At 41.1% G+C, this 18,122-nt stretch carries 20 protein-coding genes; 16 read left to right on the top strand and 4 right to left on the bottom strand.

Going from position 1 to position 18,122, the window contains the following annotated elements:
- Positions 1–21: 21 nt before the first annotated feature.
- Positions 22–2,190, top strand: coding sequence for a glycosyl hydrolase family 65 protein (locus tag ACNAN0_RS09165; RefSeq protein ID WP_416353133.1), 2,169 nt, complete (start codon positions 22–24; stop codon positions 2,188–2,190).
- A 122-nt stretch (positions 2,191–2,312) separates the two neighbouring features.
- Here the strand turns inward: ACNAN0_RS09165 and rpiA are convergent, their stop codons facing one another.
- The 3 genes from rpiA to ACNAN0_RS09150 form a co-directional block, all read right to left on the bottom strand.
- A complete protein-coding gene (gene rpiA / locus ACNAN0_RS09160; RefSeq protein WP_230912646.1) occupies positions 2,313–3,002 on the bottom strand; it encodes a ribose-5-phosphate isomerase RpiA in 690 nt (229 codons plus the stop codon).
- A gap of 418 nt (positions 3,003–3,420) precedes the next feature.
- Entirely contained in the window at positions 3,421–3,702 is a 282-nt protein-coding gene (locus ACNAN0_RS09155) for a GNAT family N-acetyltransferase (protein ID WP_416353132.1), read from the bottom strand.
- A gap of 13 nt (positions 3,703–3,715) precedes the next feature.
- A complete protein-coding gene (locus ACNAN0_RS09150; RefSeq protein WP_230912648.1) occupies positions 3,716–3,979 on the bottom strand; it encodes a (4Fe-4S)-binding protein in 264 nt (87 codons plus the stop codon).
- A 149-nt stretch (positions 3,980–4,128) separates the two neighbouring features.
- Here ACNAN0_RS09150 and ACNAN0_RS09145 point away from each other — a divergent pair, with 149 nt between their 5' ends.
- The 13 genes from ACNAN0_RS09145 to ACNAN0_RS09085 all read left to right on the top strand — a co-directional run bounded on the left by ACNAN0_RS09145 (position 4,129) and on the right by ACNAN0_RS09085 (position 14,939).
- Positions 4,129–4,710, top strand: a complete 582-nt coding sequence (locus tag ACNAN0_RS09145; RefSeq protein WP_230912649.1) for a dUTP diphosphatase — start codon at positions 4,129–4,131, stop codon at positions 4,708–4,710.
- Between the two features lie 42 nt (positions 4,711–4,752).
- Entirely contained in the window at positions 4,753–6,114 is a 1,362-nt protein-coding gene (radA, locus tag ACNAN0_RS09140; protein WP_230912650.1) for a DNA repair protein RadA, read from the top strand.
- A 28-nt stretch (positions 6,115–6,142) separates the two neighbouring features.
- The gene (locus ACNAN0_RS09135; RefSeq protein ID WP_230912651.1) at positions 6,143–7,303 is read left to right on the top strand and encodes a PIN/TRAM domain-containing protein; all 1,161 of its coding nucleotides are present in this window, start codon (positions 6,143–6,145) and stop codon (positions 7,301–7,303) included.
- A gap of 76 nt (positions 7,304–7,379) precedes the next feature.
- Positions 7,380–8,891, top strand: a complete 1,512-nt coding sequence (gltX, locus tag ACNAN0_RS09130) for a glutamate--tRNA ligase (RefSeq protein WP_416353131.1) — start codon at positions 7,380–7,382, stop codon at positions 8,889–8,891.
- A 229-nt stretch (positions 8,892–9,120) separates the two neighbouring features.
- Positions 9,121–10,527: a cysteine--tRNA ligase gene (gene cysS, locus ACNAN0_RS09125; protein WP_416353130.1), complete on the top strand. Its 1,407-nt coding sequence runs from the start codon at positions 9,121–9,123 to the stop codon at positions 10,525–10,527.
- Complete coding sequence (locus ACNAN0_RS09120) at positions 10,524–10,922, top strand: Mini-ribonuclease 3 (RefSeq protein WP_230912654.1); 399 nt, start codon at positions 10,524–10,526, stop codon at positions 10,920–10,922. Before cysS ends, ACNAN0_RS09120 begins: the two co-directional genes overlap by 4 nt.
- Entirely contained in the window at positions 10,915–11,718 is an 804-nt protein-coding gene (gene rlmB, locus ACNAN0_RS09115) for a 23S rRNA (guanosine(2251)-2'-O)-methyltransferase RlmB (RefSeq protein ID WP_230912655.1), read from the top strand. The genes ACNAN0_RS09120 and rlmB overlap by 8 nt, the downstream gene beginning before the upstream one ends.
- Entirely contained in the window at positions 11,715–12,236 is a 522-nt protein-coding gene (locus tag ACNAN0_RS09110; RefSeq protein ID WP_230912656.1) for an NYN domain-containing protein, read from the top strand. Before rlmB ends, ACNAN0_RS09110 begins: the two co-directional genes overlap by 4 nt.
- Before the next feature lie 117 nt (positions 12,237–12,353).
- Positions 12,354–12,965, top strand: a complete 612-nt coding sequence (locus ACNAN0_RS09105) for a sigma-70 family RNA polymerase sigma factor (protein WP_230912657.1) — start codon at positions 12,354–12,356, stop codon at positions 12,963–12,965.
- Between the two features lie 73 nt (positions 12,966–13,038).
- On the top strand, positions 13,039–13,188 hold the full coding sequence (gene rpmG / locus ACNAN0_RS09100) for a 50S ribosomal protein L33 (protein ID WP_230912658.1): 150 nt from the start codon (positions 13,039–13,041) through the stop codon (positions 13,186–13,188).
- A 19-nt stretch (positions 13,189–13,207) separates the two neighbouring features.
- On the top strand, positions 13,208–13,384 hold the full coding sequence (gene secE, locus ACNAN0_RS09095) for a preprotein translocase subunit SecE (protein WP_230912659.1): 177 nt from the start codon (positions 13,208–13,210) through the stop codon (positions 13,382–13,384).
- A 99-nt stretch (positions 13,385–13,483) separates the two neighbouring features.
- A complete protein-coding gene (nusG, locus tag ACNAN0_RS09090) occupies positions 13,484–14,029 on the top strand; it encodes a transcription termination/antitermination protein NusG (RefSeq protein WP_230912660.1) in 546 nt (181 codons plus the stop codon).
- A 34-nt stretch (positions 14,030–14,063) separates the two neighbouring features.
- Positions 14,064–14,939, top strand: a complete 876-nt coding sequence (locus tag ACNAN0_RS09085; RefSeq protein ID WP_416353129.1) for an alpha/beta fold hydrolase — start codon at positions 14,064–14,066, stop codon at positions 14,937–14,939.
- A gap of 155 nt (positions 14,940–15,094) precedes the next feature.
- Here ACNAN0_RS09085 and ACNAN0_RS09080 read toward each other — a convergent pair whose 3' ends face one another.
- On the bottom strand, positions 15,095–16,567 hold the full coding sequence (locus ACNAN0_RS09080) for an amidase (protein ID WP_230912662.1): 1,473 nt from the start codon (positions 16,565–16,567) through the stop codon (positions 15,095–15,097).
- 159 nt (positions 16,568–16,726) lie between these two features.
- Between ACNAN0_RS09080 and rplK the strand changes: the two genes are divergently transcribed.
- Both rplK and rplA read left to right on the top strand, forming a co-directional pair.
- Positions 16,727–17,152 carry a 50S ribosomal protein L11 gene (rplK, locus tag ACNAN0_RS09075; RefSeq protein ID WP_230912663.1) on the top strand — a complete coding sequence of 142 codons (426 nt, stop codon included), beginning with the start codon at positions 16,727–16,729 and terminating at the stop codon, positions 17,150–17,152.
- Between the two features lie 95 nt (positions 17,153–17,247).
- Positions 17,248–17,937, top strand: a complete 690-nt coding sequence (gene rplA / locus ACNAN0_RS09070; RefSeq protein WP_230912664.1) for a 50S ribosomal protein L1 — start codon at positions 17,248–17,250, stop codon at positions 17,935–17,937.
- The last annotated feature ends 185 nt before the right edge of the window (positions 17,938–18,122 follow it).

The raw sequence follows: 18,122 nt of genomic DNA, 5'->3' as shown, positions 1-18,122 counted from the left end.
AATAGATCTGGGGAAAGATACATGCAAAAATTATTTGAATTGGATCCGTGGTATTTACGGAGTCAAAATGTGACACCGGCACAAACAGCCGTTTTAGATCGAGCATTGGCACAAGATAACGGTGTCATTCAAATCAAAAATGGCGTTACTGCAGCTTTTGGGGGAAAAGTATTGCCTGGGAAATATTTACAGGCCTTTTTGCCTAATGAGGCGCAGCCACAGGAGATTCTAGAACCACTACCTGAATTCGGTAATTTTCAAATCTATTTTGCAGATCAAATGATCACGCCGACTGCTGCGAATGCTCAAGATTATCAAATTGATTTGAACTTAAAAAATGGGGTTATGACCCAATCATTTTTGTGGGTTAAGGCTGATTTGAAACTTGAAATTACTTTAAATCAATTTTTGAGTCAAGTTGATCTCAGTGCTGTCCAATACCAATTAGCTATCAAGATGATCAGCGGAACCGGAACATTAACAGTGACAACTGGTCTCAATGCTGCTGGTACTGAAACTGTTCAAAGTGATGATGTCAGTACTGCCATGGAAGATGGTGTTTTTGCACTTTCAAGACCACTACAAGTCTCAGAAAAAACGGTTGAAATGCACCTTGCGGTTGCTGCAACAACCGCAATCAAAGCAGGTCAGGCTCAGATTCAGACTGATATCGGTGAGCAAAGTATCCAGCAAAAATTAACGGCGCAGCTGCTGCCAGGAGAGACGTTAACCTTGGAACAGTTTGTGGTTGTGCGGTTGGTAGAGGCACCCGTGACCTCGGTAGCCGCCTTTTCCCACCGATTGCAGCAGCTGAAGACACTGGGCTTTAATAAAGTATTGCAACATTGGCAGCCTGCTTGGGATACATTTTGGCAAACTAGTGATGTGGTGATTGAAGGCAATACGACGGCGCAACAGGCTATGCGCTACACGCTTTATCAAGTTTTTCAACATCGGCCACATACGGCTAGAGAAACGCAAGTTGTGGGTATGCAGCAGGGTCGGTTCTTACCTCAAGTCAACTGGGAAATGTTGCCGCATACCTTAGAAGTTTTTCAAGAAGTATTGGGCTCAATTAATGCTAAAGCAATCATGCAAAGATTGTTTGATCATTTACCTATCGCTCGAGCTCACGCTGGAGCGTTAGGGTTACAAGGCGCATTTTTTCCGACTAGAACGCGTGTTGGTAAGCTGGTTAAACAAGATACACTGCGCGACGAAGAATCAATTTATGTAGGGGCACTGCTTGTTTTAGCTATTAAGAGTTATGTAGATGTAACCAACGACCGAAGTTATCTTAGTCACCACGGTGCGGAGATTGCCATTGAAGTTGCGCGCTTTTATATGCAAAGAATCACTTATCTGCCTGAAAATAAGCGTTATAGTTTTTTGGCCGTGACGGCACCAAATCAATTTGAAATTAATGAGAATCATAATTGGCTCACAAATACCTTGGCTAAATGTACGTTTGATTTTGTTTTAAAGATACTGCCACATGTGGACCAAGCGTTATTAGTGGCATTGCAATTTACACAAGATGAAGCGGCACAATTGAAGTACATTGCTCAGAATATGTATTTACTATCGGCAAATCAGCAGCAAGTTTTACCGCAGAGTCAGTCTTATGTGGATAAGATCGGCTTACCGGTTTTAAACCAATTAGCACCAGGGGCAGCACAAAACGCAGATCAATTACGGCGATCATCTTTTGTAAGTTTTCCTGAAGTTTTGCTGGGGTTATTATATTTTGAAGATAATTACGATAGAGAAGTCAAAGTTGCCAATTTTAATTACTATCAGCCCTTGATCAAGTCTAATCGATTGGTAGTTAACAATTTATTAGGGACCTTGGCGGCACATTTACAGTTAAAATCAGAAGCAACTGAGCGGACATTAGCTGCTTTAGATATGAATGCTTTATTCGCGAACCTTGAGAGTAGCCCGACGTTTGAAGAGCTCATGACAAATTGGACGTTACTTGTGCATGGGTTGGCAAATTTACAGCATGCGAATGGCCAATTATCTTTACGGCCATTTTGCCCCCGTGATTGGCAGCGGTATACGTTCCATTTGCGTTTTCAAGAACGATTACTGCAAATTACCGTTAGTTCAGATGTTACGGAGGTTCAATTGCTGACCGGATATCCATTAACGATTCAGTTGGATGGGCACGCAGTTATTTTGGAATAGAGTGTGAAAAAGGGCGCTGCCTTCTGGAACACATTTAAAATTTGATCGTTCGTAAACAAATAGAGTGGCCGAGACAAAACCAATGTTTTGTTTTCAGCCACTCTATTCAATATGGAAAAATATTAAATTTGATAAGCCTCTAAAATTTTGGGGCCGTTTGGTGTGCCGACAACGATTGTGTTGACAGTATCTAAAAAGAGCCCATGTTCTAAAATACCGACTTGTTCACTTAACCAATTAGCCAATAGATGCGGGTGATCGATGACGCCAAGGTGTAGATCAATCACATAATTGCCTGAATGCGTAATGATGTCATTACCATCATCATCCTTACGGAATTTTGGATTCAGACCTTCGTGCTGCAGCCGGTTAAAAACTTTTTTACTACCGTATGGAATGACCTCTAAAGGTAATGGAAAGCGGCCGATACGATCTACTAATTTGCTTTCGTCAACGATCCAAATATTACGCGTCGATGAGGTAGCAACGATCTTTTCAAAAGCATGGGCGGCACCACCGCCCTTGATGCCTTGAAAGTTTTTGTCAACTTCATCAGCGCCATCGATCGTTAAATCAACATGATCTACCTCATCAATACTTTTCATGGGGATCCCAAGTGATTCTGCCTGCTTGTGTGTTCGTTTCGAGGTTGCGACGCCAGTAATGTGTAAGTGCTCCTGTTTGACACGCTTGGCTAATGCATTAACCATGAATAGGACTGTTGAGCCTGTGCCCAAGCCAACAATCATACCATCTTTTACAAAATCAACTGATTTTTCAGCCGCGATCCGCTTTTGTTCAGCAATGTCCATTGACACTCATTTATCTCCTTTAGCTATCTTTAAATTGGTTTATGCTCTAAGTTAATAGTAACAGAGGCACAATTTATTTCAAATTAAAATTATTCATAAACAAATAGAGGGGAGCGAGATAAAAGGCGTTCAGCACCTGAGCACTAACAAGAATTGCGAAAAATGGAGGTCTTTCCATTTGAGCCATTCGTGGTTAGGCGAGGGTGTTGCCTTTTGGAACACGTTTAGAATTTAACTGTTTGTAAACAAATAACAAATAGAGGGCGCAAACAAAACGCTAGGTTTGTTTCGCCCTCATCCCATTAATTATAGTTACCATTTATTTAAACATGTTTGAAAGGACAGTATTTATAGCTACTAATAGTAACAAATTACTTAGATGGGGAACCCACGATTCATTGACCTTCAGACGACTAAGCTAGTTTTTAAATTCAATCGCTTGATAATCGGGGCTTTTATCAAATTGAGCACGAGCATAGCTGCATAATGGTAGAATTTTTTTATCCTCAGCTTTAGCTTTAGCGACGACGGCTGCAACAAGATGACTTGCAATGCCTTGCCCGCGTTGATCATCTCGAACAAAAGTATGGTTGATCGCATAGGCCGCACCATCGGCAAATTCTTGAAAAGTCACCTCGGCTAATAAGTTGCCATTGTCATCTGTTTTAAAATAGCGTCCTGGTTCGTAATCGAAATTCATCTGAATCCTCCTATTAATCTTTGCGAATAAATCTCAATGCGCCGCTAGGGCAAGTGTTAATAATACGTTCAACCGCCTCTGGATCCGCATTATCTGCTAGTATCCAGGGTTTGCGTTCTAAATCAAAAACGGCATGTAGCCCCCGGACACAGTTGCCAGAATGCTGACAAAGGTTGGTATTAAAAAAGACATCAACATGCTTACCGGTATATTTACGATAGCCTTGAGCCAGCAGTTCCGCTTCTGTGAAAGTGGTGTGAGATTTTATATCAGTCATAATGGCCACCTCTTTATTTGTATCCAGTTATTAGAATATAAAAACAAATCTTAATGCTTATCAAAACTATACCTCAAAGCCGTTCTAAAAGGCAAGCAATGGCTTTCATAGTTAGGCTTATATTGCGTCATAGAATTACCCACTGAAACATGATATGCTGTTACAAGAAATTGATTGGAGGCACACGCTTGAAAACACGTGGATTTGAGATTGTTACGAAATATCAAGATCAAGCTTTGCATCTGCCAGTGAGACAAACACGGAATGCAGCTGGCTATGATTTTGAAGCAGCAGCAGATTTCGATTTGCCATCTATTTGGCAGTTAAATTTTATAAAAATACTACATTTATTAAGACACCAAACAGAACAGCCAACAGTTGAGCAGGTAGAAACAGCGCAGCAAGTTTTGAAACCGTTTTTGATACCAACGGGCATCAAAGCTTATATGCAGCCAGATGAAGTTTTAATTTTAGTGAACCGCTCTAGCGGGCCATTGAAGCGACGTTTAATTTTGCCTAATGGGCTTGGCGTGATCGATGCGGATTATTATAATAATCCTGATAATGAGGGTGAAATTTTTGTGCAGTTGATCAATTATGGCGTAAAAACCGTACATATCAAAAAAGGTGATCGATTGGCACAGGGCATTTTTATACCTTATTTAAAGAGCGACCAAGATCAAAATGATGGCGCTCAACGTACGGGTGGTTTTGGGTCATCTGGAAAATGATCAGCTACTGCAATTGATATTTAAGAATGAAAGGAAATTAATTTGGCAAAAGCAAAAACACAATATGTTTGTCAAAATTGCGGCTACGTTTCGCCTAGGTATTTAGGCCGCTGTCCCAACTGCGGCGCCTGGAATCAAATGATTGAAGAAGTTGCAACGACAACCCGGCCTAAAGCGGCTAATCAAGTAACCGGTCAAGTTGCGAAACCAACCACATTAGCTCAAGTTGATATTGTGAAGGAGCCTCGCATTAAAACAAACTTAGACGAACTCAATCGCGTTTTAGGTGGTGGTGTCGTTCCGGGCTCTTTGATTTTGATTGGTGGGGATCCGGGTATTGGTAAGTCTACCCTGTTACTGCAAGTTTCAGGTCAATTGCAAGATACAGGTGGTCGCGTCTTGTATGTATCTGGGGAGGAAAGTGCCTCACAGATAAAATTGCGGGCGGATCGGTTACATGTTGGCGGTGACAACCTTTATATTTATCCAGAAACAGATATGAGTAATATTCGGCAAACATTAGATGAAATCAAGCCGGATTATTTGATTATTGATTCCATTCAAACGATGAACGAACCTAATTTAAGTTCAGTGGTAGGCAGTGTCTCCCAAATTCGAGAAATCACTGCTGAATTAATGAAAATTGCCAAGAATAAGCAGATTACAACTTTTATTGTCGGTCATGTTACTAAAGAAGGGGCCATCGCAGGACCTAAAATTTTGGAACATATGGTGGATACTGTCCTTTATTTTGAAGGGGACATGCACCACACCTACCGTATTTTGCGTTCTGTTAAGAATCGTTTTGGTTCCACCAATGAAATCGGTATTTTTGAAATGCAGAGCGATGGGTTGCAAGAAGTGGCTAACCCTTCGGAAATTTTCTTGGAAGAACGTTTGAAAAACGCGACCGGTTCTGCGGTGGTAGTGTCTATGGAAGGCACACGCCCAATTCTAGTAGAAGTTCAAGCTTTGATCACACCGACGTTGTTCGGCAATGCTAAACGGACAGCAACCGGGTTGGATTATAATCGCGTCTCATTGATCATGGCTGTTTTAGAAAAACGAGCCAATTTGATGTTGCAAAATCAAGATGCTTATTTGAAAGCTACCGGTGGCGTCAAATTAAACGAACCAGCGATCGACTTAGCAATGGCGGTGGCTATTGCTTCTAGTTATAAAGATATGGGTATTTTGCCGACGGATTGTTTTGTAGGCGAAATTGGTTTGACTGGTGAGGTTCGACGGGTGAACCGTATTGAACAGCGGGTAGCTGAAGCAGCAAAAATGGGTTTTAAGCGCGTATTTATTCCGAATAATAATTTGGCCCGCTGGGAACCACCAAAAGATATTGACGTAATCGGGATTAGAACTTTATCTGAAGCCTTAAAAGCATTATTCTAATAGTATAAATAGAAAGGGGGCGTCATAGATGAAAAAAACAATTATCAAGATTATCATTGCCGCCATTGGAGCCGCTTTAGGTATCAACTTTTTGCCGATTTTATGGCATTTATTCGGCTGGAATAGTGAACTATTAGTGGGGTCTAGCTTAGCAAGTGTGATCAATGCAATTATTGGAGCCATCATTTTCTTCATCATTTCGTTATTTCTCACTGATTGGATCGTTAAACTGGTTAATAAGGCTGAGGCCTATTTGACCAAACAACAGCCTACTTTTGTACTGTTTGGCGTCTTGTTCATGATCTTAGGTTTAGTGTTAGCCGCTCTGATCTCAACACCACTTTATCGAACCAATTTGATCGTGGTAAATACGATTTTACCCATTATCTTGTTCATTGGGCTTGGTTATTTGGGTTTTCGAGTCGGTACATTGCGCCGTGATGATTGGCGCAAGCTATTTCAATCGCGTCGACGGGATAATAATACCCAAAGTGATGATGGTCAGATATTAGCCCGCAAAGCGGATGATAATTTTCGTAAGTATAAGATTTTGGATACTAGTGTGATTATTGATGGCCGTATTCGTGATATTGCCAAAACTGGTTTTATTGAAGGCACTCTATTAGTGCCTGAATTTGTAGTCCATGAATTGCAATTGATTTCTGATTCAGCAGACAGTTTGAAACGGGCACGTGGTCGTCGTGGGCTGGATATCTTAAATGAGATGAAGGCTGCGGATGACATTTCAGTCGAGATGTATGATGGTGATTTTGAAAACTTGACTGAGGTAGACACCAAATTGATCAAACTCGCTAAATTACTAGATGGTATTGTGGTGACCAATGATTTTAATTTAAATAAGGTATCTGAATTTCAAAACGTACCCGTGCTCAACATTAATGCGTTAGCAAACGCGTTAAAACCGGAGATTTTACCTGGCGAGAGTTTACACGTAACCGTTGTTAAAGCAGGGACCGAAAGACAACAAGGCGTCGCGTATCAAGAAGATGGCACGATGGTTGTGGTTGAAGATGGCCAATATTATTTAAATCAGCTGATTGAAGTCGTAGTCACCAGTGCGTTACAAACTTCGGCTGGTCGAATGATTTTTGCGCGACCAGCGCATCAACAACGGGGGATTACCGATAAGGCTAAGAGCCACAAAAAAGATAATTCCAAAAAGAATTAGTCTCGCCTATTTGCTAATAAGTTGATTTGTTTTTTTCTCATGCAGCGGTTAAACTAGTGCATGGATATTTTTGATAATGAAAGAGGTTTTGATTTTGACTGACGATACGATTCGCGTTCGTTACGCACCAAGTCCAACTGGGCATTTACACATTGGTAATGCTCGGACCGCATTATTTAATTATTTATTTGCACGGCACAACAAAGGTAAACTGATTCTTCGAATCGAAGATACAGACACGAAACGTAATATTGCTGGTGGTGAAAAAAGCCAGATCGATATGCTGCACTGGTTGGGGATTGATTGGGATGAAGGACCAGATGTTGGCGGTGATTATGGACCTTATCGTCAGTCTGAACGTAAAGATATTTATTTACCGATCATTCAAAAATTAATTGATGCCGGCTATGCCTATGAGTCTTATAAGACTGAAGATGAGCTGGAAAAAGAACGAGAAGCGCAAAAAGCTCGTGGCGAAATGCCTCATTATGTTTATGAATATGCGGATATGAGTGAAACTGAAAAAGCACAAGCCATTGCAGCTGCTAAAGCTAAGGGTTTGACGCCGGTCATTCGGTTTAGGGTACCGACAGATAAAAGTTACCAATGGAACGACATCGTTAAAGGTAAAATCAATATTGAGGGTAAGACCATTGGCGGTGATTTTGTCATTCAAAAGCGCGATGGCATGCCAACTTATAATTTTGCGGTTGTCGTGGACGATCATATGATGAAAATCACGCACGTTTTACGTGGTGATGATCATATTGCCAATACACCAAAACAGTTAATGATTTATGAAGCTTTAGGTTGGGAACCACCAAAGTTTGGCCATATGACTTTGATTATCAATTCAGCAACCGGTAAAAAATTAAGCAAACGCGATGAGAGTGTGCTTCAATTTATTGAGCAATATCGGGAATTGGGCTACTTACCAGATGCGATGTTTAACTTCATTACCTTATTAGGCTGGTCACCAGTAGGGGAAGATGAAATTTTTACCCGCAAACAATTTATCAAACAATTTGATCCTAAACGTCTAAGCAAATCACCCGCAGCATTTGATCAGAAAAAACTGGAATGGATCAATAACCAATATGTCAAGAAAGCTAATCCAAGCTTGTTGACTGATTTATCTTTGGATAATTTAATTGAAGCAGGGCGTATTGATAAAAAGCCAGACGTCAAAATGATTGAATGGGTTCGACAATTAGTCGCTTTATTTGCAGATCAAATGAGTTATACACAACAAATCGTGCCATTGTCGGATATCTTTTTCATTGAGCCACCGGAGCTAGATCAAGATGCCATTGATGAATTAAAGAACGATACTGCACCGACAGTTCTGAATGAATTTAAGCAACGCATCGCAGCATTAGACATTTTCAGTGCGAATCGCATTCAAAATGTCATTTATGATATTCAGCATGAAACTGGCATTCGCGGCCGTAAGCTTTACATGCCGATTCGGATCGCCACAACTCGGGAGATGCATGGCCCACAATTGGCTGAGTCCATTGAATTATTAGGCATCGACAAAGTCATGCATCACTTGAATCAAACATTAGAACAAATGTCTAAATGGTAATCTATAACTAGGTAACTGCAGGTTATCATGGGATATGCGGTGAGGCCGGGGACAAAACTAAGGTTTTGTTTCCGGCCTCCCGTCGTTAATGAAAAGACCTATTTTCAAAAGCTAAGTCGTATCGCAATTGAGATATTGGCTCTATGCACAGAAACGAATATTTTGCGCTCCTTTCTGGAATTAAGTAGAATTAGTCTATAAGGATAATAAAGTCATTAGGAGGATGCTTATGCTTCGTGTTTTTAATACATTGACACGTGAAAAAGAACCATTTCATACGATTAAGCCGAATGTGGTAAATATGTATGTCTGTGGTCCAACCGTTTATAATTATATCCATATTGGCAATGCACGCAGCGTGATCGCATTTGATACGATTCGACGCTACTTAGAATATCGTGGATATCAAGTCAATTATGTCTCTAATTTTACTGATGTAGATGATAAAATGATCAACGAAGCAAATGCGGAACATACCACTGTTCCTGAAATCGCCAAGCGTTACATTGCCGCGTTTAAACAAGATGTGGCGCAGCTCAATGTGGCACCAGCCACGGCAAATCCGCGGGCAAGCGAAAATATTACCGAGATCATTGAATTTATTAAAGTATTGATTACTAAAGGCTATGCTTATGAATCTGATGGTGATGTCTATTATTGGGCTCGTAAGTTTAAGCATTACGGTGAACTGTCGGATCAAAATATTGATGAATTAGAGGCTGGCGCAAGCCAACACGTTGTTGCCGAAGAATTAGCCAAAAAAGAAGATCCCATCGATTTTGCTTTGTGGAAAAGTGCCAAACCTGGTGAGATCAGTTGGCCGTCTCCTTGGGGCGAAGGTCGTCCCGGCTGGCACATTGAATGTTCCGTCATGTCTACTAAGTATTTAGGGGATACTTTGGATATTCATGGCGGCGGTCAAGATCTTGAATTTCCCCATCATGAGAATGAAATTGCGCAAAGCGAAGCCAAAACAGGTAAGAAATTTGCGAATTATTGGCTCCATAATGGGTTTGTAACGATTGGCGACGACGACGAAAAAATGTCTAAATCACTAGGTAATTTTGTGACCGTCCATGACTTGGTCAAGGAAGTGGATCCACAAGTGATTCGCTTCTTAATGGCGACAACACAATATCGGCGGCCCATTCGTTATTCGCAAAAGAGCTTGGCTGATGCTAAAAGTAATTTGGAAAAATTGCAAAATGCGCTGACAAATCTTAATTATCGCTTTAAAGATGCTGAAACTGGTGCAGATCAGGCAGTTAATGAAGCAGTCGCAACCATTAAAGGTGGCTTTATCGAAGCGATGGACGACGATTTCAATGCTCAAAATGGGATGACTGAGATTTATGAATTGGCTAAGATCATGAACAACTACGCTAATGAAACAACTGTTTATTTGGATACTTTAGAACTGCTGCAAGGGGTTTTCCTAGATTTGACAGGTATTTTTGGTTTGAAGTTTAAGCTCAATGAATTGTTGGATTCTGAAGTAGAGACCTTAATTCAGCAGCGTGATGAAGCTCGAGCTAACAAAGATTTTGCTCAAAGTGATGCCATTCGGGATCAATTGAAGTCTGAAGGTATTTTATTAGAAGATACACCACAAGGAACGAGGTGGCGCCGCGCATGAAACCAGAATTATTGAATGGTATCGATCTAGCCTATTTAGGAGATGCCGTTTATGAAGTCTTTGTTCGAGAGCATTTACTGAACAAAGGTATTACTAAACCAGCACTATTACAAAGACATTCCAAAGAATTCGTCTCCGCTAAGGCGCAGGCTGCTTTAATTCATTTAATGACAGCAGCCAACTTCTTAACTGAATCGGAGACGGCCATGTATAAACGTGGGCGTAATGCCAAAAGCTATACAAAAGCAAAAAATACGGATACGACAACTTATCGAATTTCAACGGGATTTGAATCTGTTTTTGGCTATTTAAAATTAAATCAAGAGCAGCAACGAATTGCCGAAATCGCACACTGGTGTATTGATCAAGTGGAAGCGGGGAAAACACGTGAGTAAACACCCAAATAAACAAGCAGCAAAGCCCGCCGTAGAGCCACAGCCAGATATAGAATTTATTTATGGCCGTCATGCGGTCTTAAGTGTTTTGAAAAGTGAGGCTGTCCAGCGAGTCAACAAGATTTTCATGCTGGATACGATTCAGCCTAAGTTTGCCAATGAAATTCAGGCACTTGCTAAAGATAAACGATTGATTTTACAGAAAGTACCCAAAGCTAAGTTAGAACAATTAACCAAAGAAAATCACCAAGGTATTGTTGTTTCGATGGCACCAATACCTTATGCGACCTTGGAAGATTTATTCGCCCGAGCAGCGGCAAAACAAGAAGATCCTTTATTTGTGATTTTGGATAATTTGGAAGATCCTCATAATTTAGGCTCAATCTTGCGAACTTGTGATGCGATGGGCGTTCATGGCGTGATCATTCCTAAGCGGCGTTCGGCTAGTTTGACGGACATCGTTGCTAAAACTTCAACTGGTGCTGTCAATTATGTGCCGGTGGCGCGAGTTACTAATTTGGCACAAACGATTCAGAAGTTAAAAGATCAGGGTGTTTGGATATTTGGCACCGCGATGACTGGCGCCGATTATCGGACCTGGAATGCGAAGGGTGCCACAGCTTTAGTGATCGGTAATGAAGGTAAGGGGATTTCACCTAATGTGGCAAAGCAAATGGACGCAACCCTCAGTATCCCGATGCAAGGGCATGTCCAAAGCTTGAACGCCAGCGTTGCTGCAGGAGTTTTATTATATCAAGCCTATAATTCACGCCATCCCCTCGAGGTAAAATCATGAGACACGAGATCCTAATTGTGGATGGCTATAACATGATCGGGAACTGGCCGGAGTTAGCCAAGATGAAAAAAGAAAATCATCTAAAGGATGCTCGGGATAACCTTTTGGATCAATTATCAGAATATAAAAAATATGAACCGGATATGCGTATTATTTTGGTTTTTGACGCGATGTATGTCCCTGGTATCAAAGAAAATTTCAATCAATTTAATATTGAAGTTGTTTATACTCAGGAAGATCAAACGGCAGATAGCTACATCGAAGCTTTGGCGGAACAATTAAATCAGCCATTGAATCAAGTTACTGTGGCTACTAGTGATCAGGCGGAACAGTGGACGGTATTTTCACGGGGCGCGTTGCGTGTTTCTGCCTATGAGCTTTATCGACAAATGAAACGTACCCGACAAGAAATCCAGTCAGATGCGAAACATTATGATGCTGCCAATAAACGTAATCTGCCATGGTCCCGGCATCAACTACTTTTATTAGAAAAAATCAGAGATCAGCTAGGAAAATAAAGCAATTTTTAAAATATATTTTATGATAATTTGAACGCTCGTTTGCTTTCACGCCGGCGCTAAACGTGATATATTAACTTTGCCAAAGAGCTTGTGTTTGAGAGCAAGGAGCTTATTTTGGCAGAAATAAATTATCAAGAAGAGTTAAGGTTAGTTGATCAAGTGCGTGAAAATGGTATTTGGGCTTCAGAGGCTTTAGAAAATTTACTTGAAAAATATAAACCACTGATTTTTGCAGTCATGGGTCGATATCATCTACATTTGTATGAGACAGATGATTGGTTACAAGACGCACGCTTAGAATGTTACCTGACTTGCCTAAAGTTTGATCCTAACTCTGGTTCGCGTTTTGGCAGCTTCTTTAAGTTGAGATTTGAAAATGCCGTGCACTCACGGATCCGACGGCAATTGGCTAAGAAACGCTTAGCTGACCATCAAGCAAGTTCTTTTGAAGTATTGATGGAAAAACCAAATGTTCCTTATATTGCCAGCTTGCAAGAATCTACGGTACGTTTGGAAATACCTTTGACGGATTATCGAACCTTTGCTAAACGCTTGTCGCAGGTTGAACTACAGGCACTGTTGGTTATTTTGGGCCGCAAGACACTCACAGATATTGAAAGATCTTTGCATTTTAGCCGTGAAACGGTCAAGAATGCTCAGCAACGGGTGCGTAAGAAGTTTCGTCAGTATTTGCGAGAGGAATATGGTCATAATGAACAATTATGAGTTGACTTATTTCTATCTGGCGTGCTAAGGTTATTTGTGTGTTTTAACTTCCGTTATTAATTTGGAGGCTTAGATGGCTGTTAAAAAAGCTGCCTTAGCTTGTACCGTTTGTGGGTCACGTAACTATACAATTACCGTGAAACCTGAACGTAATGCAAGACTAGAGGTCAAGAAGTTTTGTCGTCATTGTGGTAAATATACGCTCCATAAGGAGACGCGCTAAGTAGCAGGGGTAGTTATAAATGAGTAAATTTATCAAAAGCGTTATCGCTGAAATGAAATTGACCACCTGGCCCACTGCAAAGGAAAATCGGCATGATACTGGGACTGTTTTGGTGACTTCCATATTATTTGCCCTTTTCTTTGCCGGGGTTGATTGGGTTCTATTAAAATTATTACAGATGTTTATTTTGAAATAATTAGGTATTTGTCATTAATTTTGGTATAATTTTGTTGAGAAAAACTTCCGTTGTGGAGTTTTTTTATTTTGCAGTTAAATTTCAAAAGGAGTTTATAAAATGGTTGAATCAGCTGAGAAACAATGGTACGTCCTACACACGTATTCTGGATATGAAAATAAAGTTAAAGCTAATTTGGAGTCTCGGGCCCATACGATGGGTATGGAAGACTATATTTTCCGGGTTGTGGTTCCAGAAGAAGAAGAACACGAAATTAAAAATGGCAAAGATAAAGAAATTATGAAAAAGACTTTTCCCGGTTACGTCTTGGTCGAAATGGTCATGACGGATCAATCTTGGTTCGTTGTTCGTAATACGCCAGGCGTGACTGGCTTTGTGGGCAGTCACGGTGCTGGGAGTAAACCGGCACCACTTTTAGATGATGAAATTCAAAGTATTTTGCATCAATTAGGGATGAGCAAGCGTCATTCAGATGTCGACTTTGAAGTTGGTGAATCTGTTAAAATTTCTGATGGTGCTTTTAGTGGTATGGTCGGCGAGATCACGGAAGTTGATAAAGAGAAATTTAAGTTAAAAGTTAATATTGAAATGTTTGGCCGTGAAACTAGTGCCGAACTTGACTATGAACAAGTCGATAAAATCTAATTAATCGTATGAGGCGATGTCATTGCGAGAGGTTTTGATCGTAGGGCTACTTTTACTTGTGATTGCCGTGTTTATATTTTTATGGGATCGTTGGCGCTTAAACGTGTTTATTGGCGTTCCTATAACAGCACGGGAACATTTTTCATATCAGCATCGCCCCACGCTTTTTATACATGGGTATCATGGTAATCGATATTCTTTTGGTCATCTTTTGCACCGCTTGTGGCAAGCAAATATTGCTGAAACAGTCGCACGAGTGAAAATCTATCAAGATGGGTCATACACTGTTGTTGGTTCGTTAGGAGATATAGCACAAGCACAAAATCCTTGTATTCAAGTTCTTTTCCAGCAAGCAACGGCTTCAGTACTGCAGCAGAGTGACTGGCTGCAGCATTTGACGCATGATTTATTTAAAAAAGGGGTTGCTTCTGTTAACTTAGTTGGCCATTCTATGGGGGCCGTCACAGCGGCCGTTTATTGTGCCCGTTATGCGGATCAGCCTGATTTACCCAAGGTTAAGCGCGTTGTAACGATCGCCGGACCTTTCAATGATTTTGAACTCGGTAAGGATACTAAGAAGATCTTTAGTTATCCACTGACTAAAAAAGGGCCAGAAAAGGTCACGCCAATTTATGTTTATCTAAGGACGCATTTACAGAAGTTACAAGAGCCAATTCATTTTTTGAATATTGTGGGTAATATTTTGCCAACCACGCATGTACAGCACGATGGCAGTGTTTCAGCTGATAGTGGGTTAGCATTGGGGTTCATTTTGGCGCCGACACAGCATCTCTATAAACAGGCAGTGATTCGCGGCGCCAATGCAGCGCATAGCTTACTGCACGAAAATAGCTTGGTAGATTTGAATATTATTGATTTTTTATGGCTGACACCATTAAAAGAAGCGTAACCATGCTGGTTAGGTAAACAAATAGAGGGTGAAGACAAAACTAACATTTTGTTTTCGCCCTCTATTTGTTTGCGAATAATTTTAGTTTAAACGTGTGCCAAAAGGCAACACCTTTGATCTCACTGTCTGCTTTTTACGCGGATCAAATGACAAGATTAAAGGGACATATTTAGCGGGTGCAATAAGTGAAATTGATTTTGACTTTCGAATAAGCGGCCAATTTGTAAGAGCTCAATTTCGGCGCCTTTACGAGCCATAAATTGAATACCCAAAGGTAAGCTTGCTTTGTCATCCAAAGCGGTGGGTAAACTGATGGCTGGTTGTCCAGTAAGATTCGCAAGTTGGGTAAATGGCGAATAGACGAGACTCTCATAAAATAGATCATAAATCAGATTTTTTTGTTCTTGTGGCGCTAAGTCTTGAACATGGGCGATTTGTGTTTGCAGTAAAGGTGACTGCAGTGGCGTTTTAATTTCAGGTGCTGGCCAAGCTGTTGTCGGCGTCAGATATAAGTCATAATTGCTCATAAAGTCTGCCATAACTTGGCTAGCTTGATCCCAAAGATTTAAGGCTGAACTATATTCAGCGGCTGTTGTATGTCGCCCAGCTTGATAAATGGCCCATGAAATTGGCTCAATATCGTTAGCGATAACAGCTCTCTGGTGCTGCTTTTCAAGAGCGGCGATCATCGCGGCCGTTTCGCCAGCATTCATGGTGAAATAACTGCGCATTAAAGCCTGACCATCAAGCTCTGGTTGAGCCTCAACAACACGAAAACCTTGCTGCCGTAAAAAGGTGACGGCTTGCATAACAGCAGTCTGGGCAACTGCGCTGACGGGAGTGCCCACCGGTGATTCGGTGGTATACGCAATTGTTTTGATGGTGTGTGTTGACGTTAGATTTTGAAAAGCCGCTGTTGGAATCAAAGGGGTTTGAAAGGGTGCGGCGGCTTGCAACGTTTGTAAGCCTTGTAATAAAGCCGCTGTATCAGCGATATTTGTTGTTAAAGCGAAGTTAATGGCAGCCCCTTGCCAACTGCGATATTCTCCTGGACCAACTGGAACGCGGCCGCGGGTGGGTTTTAGCCCAATCAAGCCTGAAAATGCTGCTGGAATTCGGATGGAGCCGCCGCCATCACTGCCAGTCACTAAGGGAACCATGCCGCTAGCTAAGGCACTAGCTGCACCGCCAGAAGAGCCACCTGGTGTATGCCCCAATTGCCAGGGATTATGACTGGGACCATAGAGTCGCGGATCTGTGATATTTTTAAAGCCAAATTCAGGTGTATTTGTTTGGCCCACGATAATGAAGCCCAGTGCTTGCAAGCGACGAACAAAATGATCGGTTTGAGCCGCAATTTGATGGGCTAACAGTTTAGACCCCATTGTGTTCGGTGTACCTTTGAGATTTTGACCGAGGCCTTTGAGCAATAAGGGTACGCCGAAAAAAGGCTGTCCCGTATCACTTAAGTGCATGGCTTCTTGGCGAGCAGCTGCAAACCGGGTATAGGTCACCGCATTTAATTGGGGATTCAATGACTTAATTTTAGCTTCTGTATCAGCTAGCAGTTCGGTTAAGCTAATTTTATTTTGGCGGATCAATTGAGCGGTCATTAAAGCAGATAACATTTGATTAGCGCCTCCTTTTATAGGTCTATTTTAACAAAGTTTACCTTGATTAACGCAGGAGAACGTGTTATATTCTTCAAGTATGTTTAGATACACCGTGGGAGGAGAAATTTTATAACTCCATTACACCACAACACGGACTAAAGGAGGCAATGTCTCGTGGCAAAAAAAGTAGCAAACATTGTTAAATTGCAAATTCCTGCTGGTAAAGCAACTCCAGCTCCTCCAGTAGGTCCAGCTTTAGGTCAAGCTGGTATCAACATCATGGGTTTCACAAAGGACTTTAATGCACGCACTGCTGATCAAGCAGGCATGATCATTCCTGTTGTGATCACTGTTTACGAGGATCGTTCATTTGACTTCGTTACCAAGACCCCACCAGCTGCTGTTCTATTGAAGAAAGCTGCCGGTGTTGAACACGGTTCAGGTGAACCAAACACTAAAAAAGTTGCTAAGGTAACTAAAGATCAAGTTCGCCAAATCGCTGAAACAAAAATGCAAGACCTAAACGCAGCAGACGTTGAAGCTGCAATGCGCATGGTTGAAGGTACAGCTAGAAGTATGGGCTTCACTGTCGAAGACTAAAACCAGCTTTTAGTATGTCGGATTGACAGTTAAAACTGTTAAATCAGGTGGGAGGGTCAAAACCCTGTGACCACATTTGCAAGGAGGAAAAATTCATGGCCAAAAGAGGCAAGAAATACATCGAAGCAGCTAAGCTCGTCGAAGCAAACAAAAGTTATGCTGTTGACGAAGCTGTCGATTTAGTTAAGAAGACAAACTACGCTAAGTTCGATGCAACTGTTGAAGTTGCTTACAATTTATCTGTAGATCCAAAACAAGCTGATCAACAAATCCGTGGTGCTTTGGTTTTACCTAATGGTACTGGTAAAACTCAAAAAGTCATCGTTTTTGCTGAAGGTGAACAAGCACGCCAAGCTGAAGAAGCTGGCGCTGATATCGTTGGTTCTGATGACTTAGTAGAACGCATTTCTGACGGTTGGTTAGATTTTGACGTCGCTGTAGCCACACCACCAATGATGGCTAAAGTTGGTCGTTTAGGTCGTGTATTAGGACCTAAAGGCTTAATGCCAAATCCTAAGACTGGTACGGTTACAATGGATGTAACTAAAGCTGTTAATGATATTAAAGCTGGTCAAGTAACTTACCGTGTTGACAAACAAGGTATTATCCATGCACCAATTGGTAAAGTTTCATTTACCAATGAACAATTATTAGAAAACTTCCGTACTTTGGAAGACACAATTGTTCGTGCACGTCCAGCATCAGCTAAAGGTACTTTTATCAAGAGCTTGACGGTAACTTCTACTTTCGGCCCTGGTATCAAAGTTGACGTTGCTTCATTTTAATTAATGTTAAATAAAAAGAACTCAGAAACATGACGTTAGTTTTACTTCTGAGTTCTTTTTTTATACCCAATTTAGATTTAAAAGTGGTTTATAGATACTAGCTTTGCCTGATTAGGCATGTTTCGTTGTTACAATTTTCGCGAGTATATTACTGTCTAAGTGCTTATTATTTTGTTTAAGCAACA

It is taken from the genome of Agrilactobacillus fermenti, assembly GCF_047943045.1.
Lineage (GTDB): Bacteria > Bacillota > Bacilli > Lactobacillales > Lactobacillaceae > Agrilactobacillus > Agrilactobacillus fermenti.
This window is presented reverse-complemented; position numbering and strand designations above follow the sequence as displayed.